This is a genomic window from Pseudomonas sp. St386 (genome assembly GCF_018325865.1).
GTDB classification, from domain to species: Bacteria; Pseudomonadota; Gammaproteobacteria; order Pseudomonadales; family Pseudomonadaceae; genus Aquipseudomonas; species Aquipseudomonas brassicacearum.
On the sequence record NZ_AP021900.1, the window covers coordinates 6,242,932 to 6,260,664 of the forward strand.

The window sequence follows — 17,733 nt, forward strand, 5'->3', positions numbered from 1 at the left end:
CAATGACCTGAGTGTACCTCAACAACTTTTGCGACACATAGGGTCAACCCATGACCGTTTTGTTATTTTTAGTCACCAGAAAAGATCGCAGGCTTCGCCAGCTCCTACAGGGAATACGCATTTCCATGTAGGAGCTGGCGAAGCCTGCGATCTGTTGGCATTTCCTCTAAATCAAAGCGCAAACAACTCCGCCGGCAGCTTCATCAGGCAATCACTCCCGGCCTCGACGGCAGCCCGATGGGCGGTCGTGCGCGGCAGCAGGCGCTTGAAGTAAAACTCACACGTCGCCAATTTACCCCGGCAGAAATCCCCATCACCCTGGCCGCTGTCGACTTGCGCCTGGGCAACCAAGGCCATCCGCAACCACAGGTAGGCCAGGATGATGTAGCCGCTGTACATCAGGTAATCCACGGAGGCGGCCCCCACTTCATCGGGATTCTTCATGGCAGCCATGCCGACCCGGGTGGTCAGTTCGCCCCATTGCTGGTTGAGCCCATTGAGTTGCTCGACGTAATCCTTGAGCTGCGGATGCCCGGCATTCGCGGCGCAGAATTTATGGACGATCCGGGTAAAACCACGCAATAGCTTGCCCTGACTGCCCAGAACCTTGCGCCCCAGCAGATCCAGGGCTTGGATGCCATTGGTGCCCTCGTAGATCGGCGCAATGCGGCAATCTCGCACCAACTGCTCCATGCCCCACTCACGAATGAAGCCGTGACCGCCAAACACTTGCATGCCGTGGTTGGTCACCTCCAGCCCGGTGTCGGTCATGAAGGCCTTGCAGATCGGGGTGAGGAACGCCAGCAGGTCCTCGGCCTCCTGGCGGGCGGTTTCGTCCGCACTCAGGTGCGCGGTATCGAGCAATTGCGCGGTGAAATACGTCAGCGCCCGGTTGCCTTCGTTGAAGGCTTTCATGGTCAGTAACATCCTGCGCACATCGGGATGGACGATGATCGGGTCGGCGACCTTTTCCGGCACCTTGGGGCCGGTCAGCGAGCGCATCTGCAAACGGTCGTTGGCGTACTTGATGGCGCCCTGGAAGCTCGCCTCGCCCAGGCACAGGCCCTGCATGCCGGTGCCGAGACGGGCGTGGTTCATCATGGTGAACATGCAATTGAGACCCTTGTTCGGCTCGCCGATCAGGAACCCCTTGGCCCCATCGAAGTTCAGCACGCAAGTGGCCGAGGCCTTGATACCCATCTTGTGCTCGATCGAGCCACAGGACACGCCATTGCGCGGCCCTGCCTCACCCGTGGCGTCGGGCAGGAACTTGGGCACGATAAACAGCGAGATGCCCTTGGTCCCGGCGGGAGCGTCCGGCAACTTGGCCAGCACCAGGTGGATGATGTTATCGCTCATGTCGTGTTCGCCGGCGGAAATGAAAATCTTGCTGCCGGAGATCGCATAGCTGCCGTCGGCCTGGGGCACGGCGCGGGTCTTGATGATGCCCAGGTCGGTGCCGCAGTGGGCTTCGGTCAGGCACATGGTACCGGTCCACTGGCCGGCGGTGAGTTTGCTCAGGTAGGTCTGTTTCTGTTCCGACGTGCCGTGGGCATGGATCGCCGACATGGCGCCGTGAGTCAGGCCTGGGTACATTCCCCAGGAGGTGTTGCTGGAGCCGATCATCTCGCTGATGACCAGGCCCAGGGAGCTGGGCAAGCCCTGGCCACCATACGCCGGGTCCGCCGCCAGCCCATGCCAGCCGCCCTCCACGTACTGTGCGAAAGCCTGCTTGAAGCCTGTCGGCGTGGTGACTACGCCGTTGTCGAAATGGCAACCCTCTTCGTCACCGGAGCGATTGAGCGGCGCCAGAACGTTCTCGCAGAACCTGGCGCCTTCCTCGAGGATCGCGCTGACCATGTCCGGGCTGGCATCGCTGGCGCCCAGCTCGGCATAGCGACCATGGAAATCGAAGACGTGATCGATCAGAAAGCGCATGTCGCGCAGGGGGGCTTTGTACTCGGGCATGGTGGTTTTCTCCGGTAGCAGATCGTTGCAACCTACTGCCGGCCACCGAGGCCCACAATCACAGTCCAGACGCTGAATGCGCCGTCATCACTCAACCCGCGGCAGTCTCCATGCGCACCGCACCGCGGCGGTTCTGCCCGAAGGCAATCACACAGTTACGCCCCGCGCCCTTGGCGTTATAGAGCGCCTGGTCGGCGGACTTGAGCACTTCTTCAGGCGTGCGCTGCTCAAGGCGTTCCGCGACGCCGATGCTGACCGTCACCGAGACGCTGGACGCACCGGCGCCAGAACGGCGCTGACGGCCTTGTTGATCGTCCTGGGGGCGACTGTCGGGGTTGCGCAGCTGGATGGCGTACGTCTCGATGGACTGGCGGATGACCTCCAGATGGGGCATGCACTCGTCGATGGTCTTGCCGGCGAACACCAGGGCAAACTCCTCACCGCCGTAGCGATACGCCCTACCGCCACCGCCGATCTTCGACAATTTGCTGGCCACCAGGCGCAGCACCTGATCGCCCACGTCGTGGCCGTGAGTGTCGTTGAATTTCTTGAAATGGTCCACATCGCTCATCGCCAGCACATAGTTGCGCCCCAGGCGCTGCATGCGTTCGTTCAGTGCGCGACGGCCCGGCAGGCCGGTGAGTTCGTCACGGAAGGCCATTTGATAGGCCTCATGGGCGACCGCCGCGGCGATCATCAACATCACCTGGCTGCACATGATGTTCAGGGTGAACGGCAGGATGAAGGTTTTCGGCAACATCCAGAACAACCCCAGCACCCCCACCAATTGCGCAGCATGCAGTGGCCGGGGGTTACGCCAGTATTGCCAGGCCAGCAGCAGGAACGCGGCGGCGAACATCGGGTAAGACAATTGGATCAAGCTCATCCAGGCGCCGTGCAACGCCGGCCAGCGGATCTCCGAGAGCCACAACAGCAAGGCCTGGGGAAAACTCTGCTCCAGGGCCAGCGCCACGCTGCCAAAGACCAGCAACACCGCGAACCGGGCCACCATGTCCTGGAACAAGTGGGTACGCTCCTGCCACGCGGCGAACAGCCCGAACAACAGCGGCAGCAACAGGCAAACGAGATGGAACACCACCGCCGCGTCTTCACGCACCTTGCCGTTATCGCGGTAGAAGTCAGTCTGGGTGTCCAAGAGGAAGTAGGCGATGTACACCGTGACCATCAGAAACAGCTCACGTTGACGTCGGTAGACCGCGCAATACGCCCCGCCCAGCAATAACACCAGGGTCGGGAGAACGTTGAACAGCGAGGTGAAGAAAACATTGAGATCCTTGACGTAGGCAGCCGCAAGCCCCGCCAGCAACAGCAGCAATGACGGTAGGAAATGGCTCAAACGTACAGCGGAAGAACGCGGCAAGGGTAAAGCTCCAACCCGGCTGATCAAAGATGGCATTGTGCCTGCAACTGGAGCAGTAAGGCACGCGAGATGTGACAGATGTCACACTGCCATCGCTGTAACGGCAGAGGGGGCGGTTTTCTTAGGGTCGAGTTGGATGAATATTGTTTCAGAATCACAATTGATCCCTGTGTGAGCGAGCTTGCTCGCGATAGCGGTGTGTCAGCCATGACGGTGCGGACTGAACAAACGCCATCGCGAGCAAGCTCGCTCCCACAAGGGCCTGCGGTGGATACAGATTTGCGGCGGACATGAAAAAGCCGCTGCTCCCGAAGGAGCAGCGGCTTTTGGAAGAACCGCGTGAGGCTTAGTAGCCCAGCGCGAAGTCCTCTTCCTTCATGTCCATCAGGTTGTTGGCGCCCGACAGCATGGTTGCCACGTGGGTACGAGTACGCGGCAGGATGCGCTGGAAGTAGAAGCGCGCGGTCTGCAGCTTGGCGGTGTAGAAAGCTTCTTCAGTGGTGCCGGCTGCGAGTTTTTCCGCCGCCAGGCGCGCCATGTCGGCCCAGAAATAGGCCAGGCAGGCGTAACCGGAGTACATCAGGTAGTCCACCGACGCCGCGCCGACTTCTTCGCGATCCTTCATCGCCGCCATACCGACCTTCATGGTCAGCTCGCCCCATTCCTTGTTCAGCGCAGCCAGGGGTTCTACGAACTCCTTGACCGCTTCGTTGCCTTCGTTGCCCTGGCAGAACTTGTGGACAATCTTGGTGAAGCCCTTGAGTGCCTCGCCCTGGGTCATCAGCACTTTACGGCCCAGCAGGTCGAGGGCCTGGATGCCGGTGGTGCCTTCGTACAGCATCGAGATACGGCTGTCGCGAACGTTCTGCTCCATGCCCCACTCGGCGATGAAGCCGTGGCCGCCATAGATCTGCACGCCGTGGTTGGCCGATTCGAAGCCAACTTCGGTCATGAACGCCTTGGCGATCGGCGTCATGAACGCCAGCAGTGCATCGGCCTTTTTCTTCTCTTCTTCATCCACGCCGTACTTGACGATGTCGACCTGCTTGGCGGTGAAGTAGACCATTGCCCGGTTACCTTCGGCGAAGGCCTTCATGGTCAGCAGCATGCGGCGCACGTCAGGGTGGACGATGATCGGGTCAGCGGCCTTGTCTGGCGCTTTCGGGCCAGTCAGGGAACGCATTTGCAAGCGATCGCGGGCATATTTCAGGCCGCCCTGGAAGCCGATCTCGGCGTGGGCCAGGCCTTGCAGCGCGGTGCCCAGGCGTGCGGTGTTCATGAAGGTGAACATGCAGTTCAGGCCTTTGTTCGCCGGGCCGATCAGGTAACCGGTGGCCGCGTCGAAGTTCATCACGCAGGTGGCGTTGCCGTGGATGCCCATCTTGTGTTCCAGGGAACCGCAGCTCACCGCGTTACGCTGGCCGATGGAGCCGTCGGCGTTAGGCAGGAACTTGGGAACGATGAACAGCGAAATGCCCTTGGTGCCAGCCGGTGCGTCCGGCAGGCGCGCCAGCACGATGTGGACGATGTTATCGGCCATGTCGTGTTCACCGGCCGAAATGAAGATCTTCGTACCGGAAACCTTGTAGGAACCGTCGGCCTGAGGCTCGGCCTTGGTGCGCAGCATGCCCAGGTCCGTGCCGCAGTGCGGTTCGGTCAGGCACATGGTGCCGGTCCATTCGCCGGAAACCAGCTTGGTCAGGTAAGCCTCTTGCTGTTCGGGCGTACCGTGCTCGGAAATCGTGTTCATCGCGCCATGGGACAGGCCCGGGTACATGCCCCACGACCAGTTGGCTTCACCGACCATCTCGCTGACCGCCAGGCCCAGGGATTCCGGCAGGCCTTGACCACCGTGCTCAACGTCGTGGGCCAGGCTTGGCCAGCCGCCTTCGACGAATTGCTTGTAGGCTTCCTTGAAACCAGTCGGGGTCTTCACGCCGGACTCGCTCCAGGTGCAGCCTTCGATGTCGCCCACGCGGTTCAGCGGAGCCAGCACCTGCTCACAAAACTTGGCGCCTTCTTCGAGAATGGCGTCAACCATGTCCGGAGTTGCGTCCTGGCAAGCCGGAAGGCTCTGATAATGCGCTTCGTAACCGAGCAGTTCGTCACGAACGAAGCGAATATCACGCAAGGGGGCCTTGTAGTCAGGCATAGCGATAAACCTCTGCTGATGTAACCGGGAATGAACGACCGCGTGGATTTGTTGTAGCGGTCAAACAGTTGTTTGAAACATACGTTTACGCCCAAATCTTGTCAAGCGCCGATCTTTTGCCGTTCGTCATCAGCCTGAGAAAAATCTCGGACACGGAAAATCCATCGCGCTGAAGAATCCGCGATGCGCATAGGAAAAGATTAGTTGAGCAATAAGACGTTAGAGACAAGAACGCCGCGAATAATCGCGGCGTTTTCGTAAATCTTGAAGAGAAGGATCAGGCAAAGGTATCGATCAACGTACCGAGCATTTCGTCGGATGCCTTGGCCACGTTCACGCCCAGTTGCACCTGGAACTTTCCTTGGGACATTTCGACCATGTTAGTGGCCTGATCCGACTGTTGGCTGCGATCCACCGAACGCAGGCGATCAACTTGGACGTCGGATGACTGGCTGGTGACCGAACGCTCGATCGTGGTGTTGGCAATCTGGCCGGCCGCCTGATCGACACGGTTCTGCCCTGTCTGAATCGTGCTCAGACCGGCATAGAACGCGGTACTTCCTGAGATTTCCATGGCAGAGCTCGTCTTCTTGAAGGGTCGACAATGGTCATTGAAACAGAACCCCAAGGAAAAGACCCGACAAAAACACTAATGGCACAGTGCCTTGTCATAGTGAAAACCTTCCCTTGGATGATTAATCCAGCAGATCCAGGTGCAGATGCGCCGCCACGATATCGGCAGTGATGCCTTTGACCCTCGGTACTCGCCCCAGGCACGGCGCCGGGAGGCGTTCGGCCAGGGTGGCGAGATTTTCTTCCAGGCGCGAGGTCTTGGGATCGATGATATTCGCCACCCAACCGGCCAGTTGCAGGCCGTCCCGGGCGATGGCCTCGGCGGTCAGCAACGCATGGCTGATGCACCCCAGGCGCACGCCCACCACCAGGATCACCGGCAGGCCCAGAGCCATTGCCAGGTCCGAAAGATTATCCTGATCGGCCAACGGCACACGCCAGCCGCCCGCGCCCTCTATCAAGGTGAAATCGGCCTCCAGGGCCAGCACCTCACGCATCGGCCCCAGCAAGGATTGCACCGTCAGCGCCACGCCGGCTTCCCGGGCGGCCAGGTGCGGCGCGATGGCCGGCTCGAATGCCAGCGGATTGACCTGGGCATACTCAAGCGGCACCGAACACTCGGCCAGCAGCGCCAGGGCATCGGCATTGCGCAGGCCCTTGGGCGTCACGTCGCAGCCAGAGGCCACGGGCTTGCCGGCGGCGGTGCTCATGCCAGCCTGTCGCGCAGCATGCAACAGGCCTGCCGCGACGGTGGTCTTGCCTACATCGGTGTCAGTGCCGGTAATGAAATAAGCCTGGCTCATAGCGGTTTCTCCAAAACGGCGTAGACCACCTGGTAAGTCGCCGGCAGTCCCTGCGCCTGACGAAACTGCTCATAGGCTTCAACCAGCGCCAGGATCCGCGCCCTGCCGGTCAAGCCGCCGGGGCGACCGGGGTTCAGATTGTGGGCGCCCAAGGCTTTCAATTCGTGAGTCAGGCTGCGCACGTCAGGGTAATGCAACACATGGGGACGGTTTTCAACACTGACGACATTCAGCCCGCTGGCCGTGCAGAGGTGTTGATACGTCTCGAACCCACGGAAACGGTTGACGTGCACCAAGCCATCCACCTGACGCCAACTGTCGCGCAATTCGTACAAAGTGCCCACACAGAGACTCGTGAAGGCAAACACTCCACCCGGTTTCAACACACGATGGGCCTCGCTCAGCACCGCGGCAAAATCCGCACACCATTGCACCGCCAGGCTGGAGAACACCAAGTCGCAGCTCGCCGCTTGCAAAGGCAACCGCTCAGCGTCGCCAGCGACAAAATGCGCAGCGCCACCTTGGGGACGAGCATGGTTGAGCATGCCTTCGGCGATGTCCAACGCCAGGCCGGTCGCCTCGCCGAAGCGCGCGCCCAGGGCCCGGGTGAAATAACCGGTGCCGCAACCCAGGTCCAGCCAACGTTGCGGGATAAACGAAGACGGCAAGTGCCCGAGCAACTGTTGGCCGACGTCGCGCTGCAGTTCGGCCACGCTGTCATAGCTGGTTGCCGCCCGGGAAAACGAAGCCGCCACCTGGCGCTTGTCGGGCAAGGCACCGGGCAATTTGGGAAGAGACAAATCAGTCATCGCCGGACTCATGCAAAAAAGCCTGGATCGCCCCCGCGACGCCGTGTGGGTCCTCCAGAAGGAATCCGTGGCCGGCCTGTTCGATCAGGCCGATTTCAACATCCGGCAGCAAGACCAGCAACTCAGTCGCAGCTTCGGCCGGCACCAGGGCATCGAGCCCGGCGAACAGATGCAATTGCGGGCCACGAAAGCTCTGCAATGCGGCGCGAGTGTCCAGTTGCGCCAACAGTTCGAGCCCGGCCATCAACACTTCGGGCGAAGTGCTTGGCGCCCCGGCCAATAACAACCGCGACAACCCGCGTGGATCGCTGCAGCCCTGGGCGCACAGCAAACTGAAGCGCTTGAGGGTCTGGCGTGGATCGGCCGCACAGCCGGCGAGAAAACCATCGAAGGTTTCGCCGTCCATCGCGCTCGGCCATTGCTCATGGGCGACAAAGGACGGATTGCTCGCCAGGGTCAGCAGGCCGCAGCAGCGCTCACCCCGACGCGCCGCCAGCGCCGAGGCCAGCATACCACCCAGGGACCAGCCGCCCAGCCAGGCGTCCTGAGGTACGGTGGCGTCCAATTCTTCGAGCCATTCATTGGGATCATTCGACGCCAATGCCGGCAACGGCTCGATTTCCACCCGCAGATGTTCGTCGAGTCCTTGCAACGCCGCCGCCAGCGGCTCCAGCGGTGAAACGCCCAAGCCCCAGCCGGGCAGCAATATCAGTCGATCACGCATGGCTTGGCTCCGGTCCCAACAGGGCAAAACACTCGGCCAGTGCATTCAACAATAGCTGCACCTGGGCCTCGCTGTGGGCGGCGGTCAGGGTCACGCGCAAACGGGCGCTGCCAGCCGGTACAGTGGGCGGGCGGATCGCCGTGACCATCAGCCCGCGCTCACGCAGCATCTGCGACAAGCGCATGGCCCGTCCCGCATCGCCAATCAGGATCGGCTGGATCGGCGTGAAACTGTCCATCAATTGCAGGCCGATCTGCTCGGCGCCCTGGCGGAACTGACGAATCAGCACCTGCAAGTGCTCGCGCCGCCAATGCTCGCTGCGCAGCAGCTCAAGGCTCTTGAGCGTGGCGCAGGCCAGGGCCGGCGGTTGGCTGGTGGTGTAGATGTAGGGGCGAGCGAACTGGATCAGGCTTTCGATCAGTTCTTCACTGCCGGCGACAAAAGCCCCGGCGGTGCCAAAGGCCTTGCCCAGGGTGCCCACCAGCACCGGCACGTCATCCTGGCTCAAGCCAAAATGCTCGACGATCCCGCCGCCATGGGCCCCCAGTGGACCGAAGCCGTGGGCATCGTCGACCATCAGCCAGGCGCCCTTGGCCTTGGCTTCACGAGCCAGGGCCGGCAGGTCGGCAATGTCGCCGTCCATGCTGAACACGCCGTCGGTGACCACCAGGGTATTGCCGGTGGCTTTCTCCAGACGGCTGGCCAGGCTTTGGGCATCGTTGTGCAGGTACCGGTTGAAACGCGCACCGGACAACAGCCCGGCGTCGAGCAGCGAAGCATGATTGAGGCGGTCTTCCAGCACCGTGTCGCCCTGCCCCACCAGCGCGGTGACCGCGCCGAGGTTGGCCATGTAGCCGGTGGTGAACAGCAACGCCCGCGGGCGGCCGGTCAGGTCGGCCAAGGCTTCTTCCAGGGCGTGATGCGGACTGCTGTGGCCGATCACCAAATGAGAGGCGCCACCACCGACACCCCAACGGAGCGCCCCGGCGCGCCAGGCTTCGATCACTTGCGGGTGATTGGCCAGGCCCAGGTAATCGTTGTTGCAGAACGCCAGCAACGGCTGGCCGTCCACCACCACTTCCGGGCCCTGCGGGCTTTCGAGCAGCGGGCGCTGGCGATAGAGGTTGTCGGCACGACGGGCAGCCAGGCGTGCGGCGAGATCGAAGGGCATGCAGGCCTCAACTGTTTAAAGACTGGCCAAAGCCCCTTGTGGGAGCGAGCTTGCTCGCGATGAGGCCATTACATTCAACATTTCTGTCGGCTGTTATACCGTCATCGCGAGCAAGCTCGCTCCCACAGGGTCTTGCATTCCAATCCGGGAATCGGTGAGTGGTCAAACAGCGGCGTTGTAGAACTGCTCGCTGCTCTTCTGCTCCACCAGCGCCTGTTCAATCGCCGCCTGGTGCACTTCGTCGGCATGTTCTTCGCGGGCTTCGGGCTGGATGCCCAGGCGTGAGAACAACTGCATGTCCTTGTCGGCTTGCGGGTTGGCGGTGGTCAACAGCTTGTCGCCGTAGAAAATCGAGTTGGCACCGGCCAGGAACGCCAGGGACTGCATCTGCTCGTTCATCGCTTCACGGCCGGCGGACAGGCGCACATGGGACTGGGGCATCATGATCCGCGCCACGGCGAGCATGCGGATGAAATCGAACGGATCGACGTCCTCGGCATTCTCCAGCGGCGTGCCGGCAACTTTGACCAACATGTTGATCGGCACCGATTCCGGGTGCTCCGGCAGGTTCGCCAGTTGGATCAGCAGATTGGCGCGGTCGTCCAGGGATTCGCCCATGCCGAGGATGCCGCCGGAGCAGATCTTCATCCCTGAATCACGCACATAGGCCAGGGTTTGCAGGCGCTCGCTGTAGGTGCGGGTGGTGATGATGCTGCCGTAGAACTCCGGCGAGGTATCGAGGTTGTGGTTGTAGTAGTCCAGGCCGGCCTGGGCCAGCGCTTCGGTCTGTTCCTGGTCGAGGCGACCCAGGGTCATGCAGGTTTCCAGGCCCATGGCCTTCACGCCTTTGACCATTTCCAGCACATACGGCATGTCCTTGGCCGACGGATGCTTCCAGGCCGCGCCCATGCAGAAACGGGTCGAACCGATGGCCTTGGCCCGTGCAGCCTCTTCGAGGACCTTCTGCACTTCGAGCAATTTCTCTTTATCCAGGCCGGTGTTGTAGTGACCGGACTGCGGACAATATTTGCAATCTTCCGGGCACGCGCCGGTCTTGATCGACAGCAGAGTGGAAACCTGGACGCGGTTGGCGTCGAAGTGCGCGCGGTGCACGGTCTGCGCCTGGAACAGCAGGTCATTGAATGGCTGGACGAAGAGTGCTTTGACTTCGGCCAAAGACCAGTCATGACGCAGGTTGGCAGTGGTGCTGGCGCTCATGGGCATTTCCTTGATTATGCTTGGCTGGCGCCTGGGGCATGGAATACCCACAGGCGCGACACGGATGTTCGGCATATTTAAGGAAGAGTCATGCGCTGTCAACCACGATACAAAGGACCGGTTTACATCTGGTTAAAAAACAAACAATCCTGCCTACTGTGCGGCGAAAGCACCGATACGCCGCAACCTATCTGCACGCCCTGTGAAAGCGAGTTGCCCTGGCTCGGCGATCAATGCAGCGTCTGCGCCTTGCCGCTGCCCATGGCTGGACTGCGTTGCGGACAATGCGCCTCGCAACCGCCGGCCTTCGAACGGGTCCTGGCGCCCTGGGCCTACGACTTCCCGGTGGACAGCCTGATCACCCGTTTCAAGCACCAGGCGAAATGGCCCCTGGGCCGGCTGATGGGCGAATTGTTGGCGCAGTCGCTGCAACACCATTTCGACGAAGGGCTGGAGCGGCCCGACGCACTGGTACCGGTGCCACTGGCGACCCGCCGTTTGCGCCAGCGCGGTTTCAACCAGGCAGTGCTGCTGGCCCGCTGGCTCAGTGGGCCATTGGCGATCCCTTGTGAAGAACACCTGCTGCGACGCACCCAGGACACCCCCGCCCAACAAGCACTCGATGCCAGGGCCCGGCGGCGAAACCTGCGTCAGGCCTTTGCCCTGGCGCCGCAGGCTGCGTTGCTCAACCGTCACCTGGCGTTGGTCGACGACGTGCTCACCACGGGCGCCACCGCCCAGGCATTGGCCGCCCTGCTGCTCGATGCCGGCGCTGCGCGGGTCGATGTGTATTGCCTGGCGCGCACCCCGAAACCCGATGACTCGGCTTGACGCGCCGCGTCCAAGGCGCCAACGTCCGTCCATTAGCCATTGCCCGCAGTTTTCCGTCATGTCATTGCCCACGCTTCTGACCCAGCACATCGTTCGGCGCCCACAACGCATTGCGCTGCTGCAACACATCGCCGAACAAGGCTCGATTACCCGCGCCGCCAAGAGCGCGGGCCTGAGCTACAAGGCGGCGTGGGATGCCATCGATGAGCTGAACAATCTGGCGGACCAACCGTTGGTGGAGCGCAGTGTTGGCGGCAAGGGCGGTGGCGGTGCCAAGTTGTCGGAGGAAGGCCAACGCGTGCTGCGCCTGTATCAGCGCCTGCAAGCGTTGCAGACGCAACTGCTGGAAGCGAGCGAGGATGCCGGCGACCTGGGCCTGCTCAGTCGCCTGATGTTGCGCACCAGCGCCCGTAATCAACTGCATGGCAAGGTCCTGGGCATCGAGGCCCAGGGCCACAACGACCGGGTACGCCTGGAGCTGGCCCGGGGCCTGCTCATCGAAGCCCAGATCACCCACGACAGCACGCTGCGCCTGGAGCTGGATGTCGGCACCGACGTGGTGGCGCTGATCAAGGCTGGCTGGCTGCAATTGCACCCTGTCGAGCAAGCGGAAAAACCGGGGATCAATACGCTGCGCGGCATGATCGAACAGGTCGACGCCGCCGAAGACGGCCCCAGCGAAGTGCGCATCGGCCTGCCCAATGGCCAGACGCTGTGCGCCCTGACCGACCCGCTTGAGCTACAAAAGCAGCATCTGGAAGGCGGCTCACCGGTGCAAGTGACGTTTTCAGCGACAAATGTGCTGCTCGGCACACCGTTGTAGCGCGCTGCAACAATAGTTTCATCGGCCCGCTTTAAGGTGACTGCCAAAACCAGCAGGGAGCCTGAGATGAGCCTATTAGAAGAAAACCAATCCACCGACCTGGAAAAGATCGTCGGCCTGAGCCGGCGCAGCTTCATCAGCGCCGGCGCCCTGTGCGGCGCGGCGATGTTCCTGGGCGGCAACCTGCTGAGCCGCAGCGTCCTGGCCGCCGCCGTGAGCGAAGGCAACAGCCGGCTGCTGGGCTTCAACAGCATCGCCGCCGCCACGGCCGACACCATCACGTTGCCGCCAGGCTACAAATCCTCGGTGCTGATCAGTTGGGGCCAGCCGCTGCAGAAAAATGCACCGGCCTTCGACCCCAGTGGCAATGGCACCGCCCGCGCACAGGAAGTGCAGTTCGGCGACAACAACGACGGCATGAGCCTGTTCCCGTTCCCCGGCGACAATAACCGGGCGCTGATGGCGATCAACAACGAATACACCAACTACCGCTACCTCTTCCCCCACGGTGGCCAGCCGCAGTCGGCCGAAGACGTGCGCAAGGCCCAGGCCAGCGAAGGGGTGTCGGTGATCGAGGTCCAGCGTCGTCGCGGCCAGTGGCAGTTCGTCCAGGAATCGCGCTACAACCGCAGGATCCACGGCAACACGCCGATCCGCCTGCGCGGCCCGGCCGCCGGCCACGACCTGCTGAAAACCAGTGCCGACAAGAGCGGCAAGAAAGTCCTGGGGACTTTCCAGAACTGCGCCAACGGCATGACGCCATGGGGCACTTACCTGACCTGCGAAGAAAACTTCACCGACTGCTTCGGCAGCAGCAAGTCCGACTTGCAGTTCGATGAAGCGCAAAAACGCTATGGCGCCACCGTCACCAGCCGCGAGATCAACTGGCATCTGTACGATCCGCGCTTCGACCTGGCGAAGAACCCCAACGAACTCAATCGCCACGGCTGGGTAGTGGAAATCGACCCGTTCGATCCGCAATCTACACCAGTGAAACGCACCGCCCTGGGCCGCTTCAAACACGAAAACGCCGCCCTGGCGCAGACCAATGACGGTCGCGCCGTGGTGTACATGGGCGATGATGAGCGCGGTGAGTTCATCTACAAATTCGTCAGCCGCGAGCGCATCAATCCGCGCAATGCCCAGGCCAACCGCAACCTGCTGGACCATGGCACCTTGTACGTGGCGCGCTTCGATGCCGGCGACGGCAACCCGGACCACCCCAAAGGCAAGGGCCAGTGGATCGAGTTGACCCACGGCAAGAACGGCCTCGACGCCAGCAGCGGCTTCGCCGACCAGGCCGAAGTGCTGATCCATGCACGCCTGGCCGCCAGTGCCGTGGGCGCCACCCGCATGGACCGCCCGGAGTGGATCGTGGTCAGCCCGAAAGACGGTCAGGTCTATTGCACCCTGACCAACAACTCCAAGCGTGGCGAAGACGGCCAACCGGTAGACGGGCCAAACCCTCGGGCCAAGAACGTCTACGGGCAGATCCTGCGCTGGCGCACCGACCGCGACGACCACGCGTCCAAGACTTTCGACTGGGACCTGTTCGTGGTAGCCGGCAACCCGACGGTACACGCCGGCACGCCGAAAGCCGGATCGTCCAACATCAACCCGCAGAACATGTTCAACAGCCCCGATGGCCTGGGCTTCGACAAGGCCGGCCGGTTGTGGATCCTCACCGACGGCGACTCCAGTAACGCCGGGGACTTCGCCGGCATGGGCAACAACCAGATGCTCTGCGCCGACCCCAACAGTGGCGAAATCCGCCGCTTCATGGTCGGGCCGGTGGGCTGCGAAGTGACCGGGATCAGTTTCGCGCCGGACCAGAAGGCCTTGTTCGTCGGGATCCAGCATCCTGGAGAAAACGGCGGTTCGACCTTCCCTGAACACTTGCCCAACGGCAAGCCGCGGTCTTCGGTGATGGTGATTACCCGTGAGGATGGCGGGGTCATCGGCGCCTGACACTGATCGTTCCCACGCTCTGCGTGGGAATGCAGCCAGGGACGCTCCGCGTCCCCAAAGCGTAACGCGGAGCGTCACATGAGGCGTTCCCACGCTGAGCGTGGGAACGATCACCGACAGCCACCACCTATCTGCCTCTGTCTGCGCTACCATGCTGGGCCGGACGCGGCAGCCCTGCCGCTGCGCAGGAGTCAGCATGTCCCATCCGTTTGAAACCCTCACGCCCGACCTGGTACTCGATGCCGTTGAAAGCATCGGCTTTCTCAGCGACGCCCGCGTGTTGGCCCTCAACAGTTATGAGAACCGCGTCTACCAGGTCGGCATCGAAGATGCCGAGCCGCTGATCGCCAAGTTCTATCGCCCTCAGCGCTGGACCAACGAAGCGATCCTGGAAGAGCACAGCTTTACCTTCGAGCTGGCCGAATACGAAGTACCCGTGGTCGCGCCGCTGATCCACAACGGCACCAGCCTGCACGAACACGCCGGGTTTCGTTTCACCCTGTTTCCCCGTCGCGGCGGCCGTGCACCGGAGCCGGGCAACCTCGATCAGCTCTATCGCCTGGGACAATTGCTCGGGCGCCTGCACGCGGTCGGGGCGACCCGTCCGTTCGAACATCGTGAAGCCCTGGGCGTGAAGAACTTCGGCCACGATTCGCTGGCCACCGTGCTGGCAAGCGGCTTCGTCCCGCGTAGCTTGCTGCCGGCCTACGAGTCGGTCGCCCGGGACCTGCTCAAGCGCGTCGAAGAGGTCTACGCCGCCACGCCCCACCAGAACATCCGCATGCACGGCGATTGCCACCCGGGCAACATGATGTGCCGTGACGAGGTGTTCCACATCGTTGACCTGGACGACTGTCGCATGGGCCCGGCGGTGCAGGACTTGTGGATGATGCTCGCCGGCGATCGCCAGGAATGCCTGGGGCAATTGTCGGAATTGATGGACGGCTACCGTGAGTTCCACGACTTCGACCCGCGGGAATTGGCGCTGATCGAGCCACTGCGGGCGCTGCGCCTGATGCACTACAGCGCCTGGCTGGCGCGACGCTGGGACGACCCGGCGTTCCCGCGCAGCTTCCCGTGGTTCGGCAGCGAACGTTATTGGGGCGACCAGGTGTTGGCGTTGCGCGAGCAACTGGCGGCGCTCAATGAAGAGCCGTTGAAACTATTCTGACCCTACTGCTGGTCCCCCCGTGGGAACGAGCTTGCTCGCGATGGCGATCGAACATTCGACACCTTTGTCGACTGACACACCGCTATCGCGAGCAAGCCCGCTCCCACAGGGGATCTGCGGTGATTGTGCACAATACTCACAGCGCAACCAGACAAATCTCCTTACAATCACTCCTTTGTTAGCTGCCTAAGCAAGGATTCTGCATGCAAGCCGCCAACCCGCGTCGCGGGTACATCCTGGGCCTGAGTGCCTACATCATCTGGGGTCTGTTCCCGATCTATTTCAAAGCCATCGCCAGCGTGCCGTCGGTGGAGATCATCATCCACCGGGTACTGTGGTCGGCCCTGTTCGGCGCTGTGTTGCTGATGGTCTGGAAACACCCGGGCTGGTGGCGCGAACTACGGGACAACCCACAGCGCCTGGCGATCCTCGCCCTGAGCGGGACACTGATCGCAGCCAACTGGCTGACCTACGTCTGGGCAGTGAACAACGAGCGTATGCTCGAAGCCAGCCTGGGTTACTACATCAACCCGCTGGTGAACGTATTGCTGGGCATGTTGCTGCTGGGTGAGCGCCTGCGCCGCATGCAATGGCTGGCGGTGGGGTTGGCGGCGGTCGGCGTGGCGCAGCAGGTCTGGCAAGTGGGCAGCCTGCCGTGGGTGTCGCTGGTGCTGGCGCTGACCTTCGGTTTCTATGGGTTGATCCGCAAGCAGGCGCCGGTCAAGGCATTGCCGGGGCTGGTGGTGGAAACCTGGATGCTGGTGCCGATCGCCATCGCCTGGTTGCTGTTCAATCCCACGGCCACCAGTGCCCAGGCCGCTTTCTGGACCACCTCCGAAGCCTGGTGGCTGGTGGCGGCCGGCCCCGTGACGCTGGTGCCGTTGGTGTGTTTCAACGCCGCAACACGGCATTTGCCCTACACCACCATCGGTTTTCTCCAGTACATCGCACCGACGCTGGTGCTGCTGCTCGCCGTCACGCTGTTCGGTGAGCACCTGTCGTCCAGCACACTGGTGGCATTCCTGTTTATCTGGGCCGGGCTGGCGGTATACAGCGTCGATGCCGTGATCAGCATGCGCCGGCGCAGCTGATCAAAAAACACACAAACCTCTACAGGCCACGTCTGACGTGGCCTGCGCTTATCCTTCCCAAGGTTATCCACAGCGTGATCCCCGCCCTTTGTGCACAAGCCCTTGAAAAGTGATGATTTTTTGACCATTCCCCGCTGAGCCCCGGTGGGTCTGGGCTGGAGCCGGGTCTCTACAGGTTATCCACAGGCAGGCGCAGTTTTTCCTTGGATAACCTTCGTCACGCTTCGTCGCTGAGCTTGAGCTCCACCATCAACTCATCGGCCAGCGTCTCCAGGCGCTCCTGCAACGTATCCAGCGACAGGGTCAAGGGCACCCCCAGGATCGCTTCGGCGTGGAACAGCAGCTCGCTGCTCATCGGTGCCGGCCGAACGTAGGTCACCAGACGCTCGACATTGACGCCCTGCTCGCTCAACAGCCGGGTGATGTCCCGCACGATGCCGGGACGATCGTTGCCCACCAGCTCCATGGTGATGGGTTTCCAGGTGCAGGACTCCTCAAGGGCGCTTTCAGCGATCAACACGCGGATGTCGTGAGTCGATAGCCCCTGCAAGGCTTCGATCAGTTCTTCATGGGCCTCGGCGGGGGCGCCGATTCGCAGGATCCCGGCAAACTGCCCGGCCAGGCGCGACATGCGGCTTTCCAGCCAGTTACCGCCGTGTTCGGCGATGCAATCGGCAATGCGCTCGACCTGCCCGGGCTTGTCCGGGGCGAAAACAGTGATGACGAGGTGGTCCATGGCGCAGTCCTCTTGTTGTGGAAGGGACAGTATAGGCAGGTGATCGCAAGCAGACCGCGGGCCTCGGGATTTATACCTCCCACAGAATGAGATCAGAAACATCGTGTACAAACATCAAGATTTATCTGGAACAATCCATCTGTTTTTTGAGAACATCCCGTGCCTCGTCGTGACTGTACTGCTTTAGTCGGTCGCGGAACGACGCAATTAGTCTAATTTTCACAACCGCAATTGATCATGTAGTATTCCGCAGCGAGCACTACATAACGTTGTACCGATGTCTGCTTAAGGCGCAGTCGCATCCCTGAAAAGCC

15 protein-coding genes are annotated in these 17,733 nt (G+C 61.9%); 5 read left to right on the forward strand and 10 right to left on the reverse strand.

All coding sequences use genetic code 11. The features are described 5' to 3' along the window. Positions 1-171: 171 nt before the first annotated feature. The 9 genes from KI235_RS27725 to bioB all read right to left on the reverse strand — a co-directional run bounded on the left by KI235_RS27725 (position 172) and on the right by bioB (position 10,799). Entirely contained in the window at positions 172-1,968 is a 1,797-nt protein-coding gene (locus KI235_RS27725; protein ID WP_027912948.1) for an acyl-CoA dehydrogenase C-terminal domain-containing protein, read from the reverse strand. A 91-nt stretch (positions 1,969-2,059) separates the two neighbouring features. After that, the gene (locus KI235_RS27730; protein WP_003206228.1) at positions 2,060-3,349 is read right to left on the reverse strand and encodes a GGDEF domain-containing protein; all 1,290 of its coding nucleotides are present in this window, start codon (positions 3,347-3,349) and stop codon (positions 2,060-2,062) included. A gap of 346 nt (positions 3,350-3,695) precedes the next feature. After that, positions 3,696-5,501: a phenylacyl-CoA dehydrogenase gene (locus KI235_RS27735; protein ID WP_003206230.1), complete on the reverse strand. Its 1,806-nt coding sequence runs from the start codon at positions 5,499-5,501 to the stop codon at positions 3,696-3,698. Positions 5,502-5,778: 277 nt separating this feature from the next. After that, positions 5,779-6,075: a hypothetical protein gene (locus KI235_RS27740; RefSeq protein ID WP_003206231.1), complete on the reverse strand. Its 297-nt coding sequence runs from the start codon at positions 6,073-6,075 to the stop codon at positions 5,779-5,781. Between the two features lie 121 nt (positions 6,076-6,196). After that, on the reverse strand, positions 6,197-6,877 hold the full coding sequence (gene bioD, locus KI235_RS27745) for a dethiobiotin synthase (protein WP_003206233.1): 681 nt from the start codon (positions 6,875-6,877) through the stop codon (positions 6,197-6,199). Then, positions 6,874-7,686: a malonyl-ACP O-methyltransferase BioC gene (bioC, locus tag KI235_RS27750; protein WP_003206235.1), complete on the reverse strand. Its 813-nt coding sequence runs from the start codon at positions 7,684-7,686 to the stop codon at positions 6,874-6,876. Before bioC ends, bioD begins: the two co-directional genes overlap by 4 nt. Further along, positions 7,679-8,410, reverse strand: a complete 732-nt coding sequence (locus KI235_RS27755) for an alpha/beta fold hydrolase (RefSeq protein ID WP_003206236.1) — start codon at positions 8,408-8,410, stop codon at positions 7,679-7,681. The genes bioC and KI235_RS27755 overlap by 8 nt, the downstream gene beginning before the upstream one ends. After that, positions 8,403-9,581, reverse strand: coding sequence for an 8-amino-7-oxononanoate synthase (gene bioF, locus KI235_RS27760; protein WP_003206238.1), 1,179 nt, complete (start codon positions 9,579-9,581; stop codon positions 8,403-8,405). Before bioF ends, KI235_RS27755 begins: the two co-directional genes overlap by 8 nt. 162 nt (positions 9,582-9,743) lie before the next feature. After that, positions 9,744-10,799 carry a biotin synthase BioB gene (bioB, locus tag KI235_RS27765; protein WP_003206240.1) on the reverse strand — a complete coding sequence of 352 codons (1,056 nt, stop codon included), beginning with the start codon at positions 10,797-10,799 and terminating at the stop codon, positions 9,744-9,746. Positions 10,800-10,889: 90 nt separating this feature from the next. On the opposite strand from bioB, the gene KI235_RS27770 reads away from it, so the two are divergent. The 5 genes from KI235_RS27770 to rarD all read left to right on the forward strand — a co-directional run bounded on the left by KI235_RS27770 (position 10,890) and on the right by rarD (position 16,683). Further along, positions 10,890-11,630 (forward strand): ComF family protein, encoded by a 741-nt coding sequence (locus KI235_RS27770; RefSeq protein ID WP_003206243.1) that lies wholly within the window; start codon positions 10,890-10,892, stop codon positions 11,628-11,630. Positions 11,631-11,688: 58 nt separating this feature from the next. Beyond that, a complete protein-coding gene (locus KI235_RS27775) occupies positions 11,689-12,453 on the forward strand; it encodes a TOBE domain-containing protein (protein WP_013694390.1) in 765 nt (254 codons plus the stop codon). A gap of 66 nt (positions 12,454-12,519) precedes the next feature. Further along, complete coding sequence (locus KI235_RS27780; RefSeq protein WP_003206246.1) at positions 12,520-14,421, forward strand: PhoX family phosphatase; 1,902 nt, start codon at positions 12,520-12,522, stop codon at positions 14,419-14,421. A gap of 196 nt (positions 14,422-14,617) precedes the next feature. Beyond that, complete coding sequence (locus tag KI235_RS27785; RefSeq protein WP_013694391.1) at positions 14,618-15,592, forward strand: serine/threonine protein kinase; 975 nt, start codon at positions 14,618-14,620, stop codon at positions 15,590-15,592. A gap of 203 nt (positions 15,593-15,795) precedes the next feature. Further along, the gene (gene rarD / locus KI235_RS27790) at positions 15,796-16,683 is read left to right on the forward strand and encodes an EamA family transporter RarD (RefSeq protein ID WP_003206249.1); all 888 of its coding nucleotides are present in this window, start codon (positions 15,796-15,798) and stop codon (positions 16,681-16,683) included. Between the two features lie 217 nt (positions 16,684-16,900). Here rarD and KI235_RS27795 read toward each other — a convergent pair whose 3' ends face one another. Then, positions 16,901-17,419, reverse strand: a complete 519-nt coding sequence (locus KI235_RS27795) for an ACT domain-containing protein (protein ID WP_003206251.1) — start codon at positions 17,417-17,419, stop codon at positions 16,901-16,903. Positions 17,420-17,733: the final 314 nt, after the last annotated feature.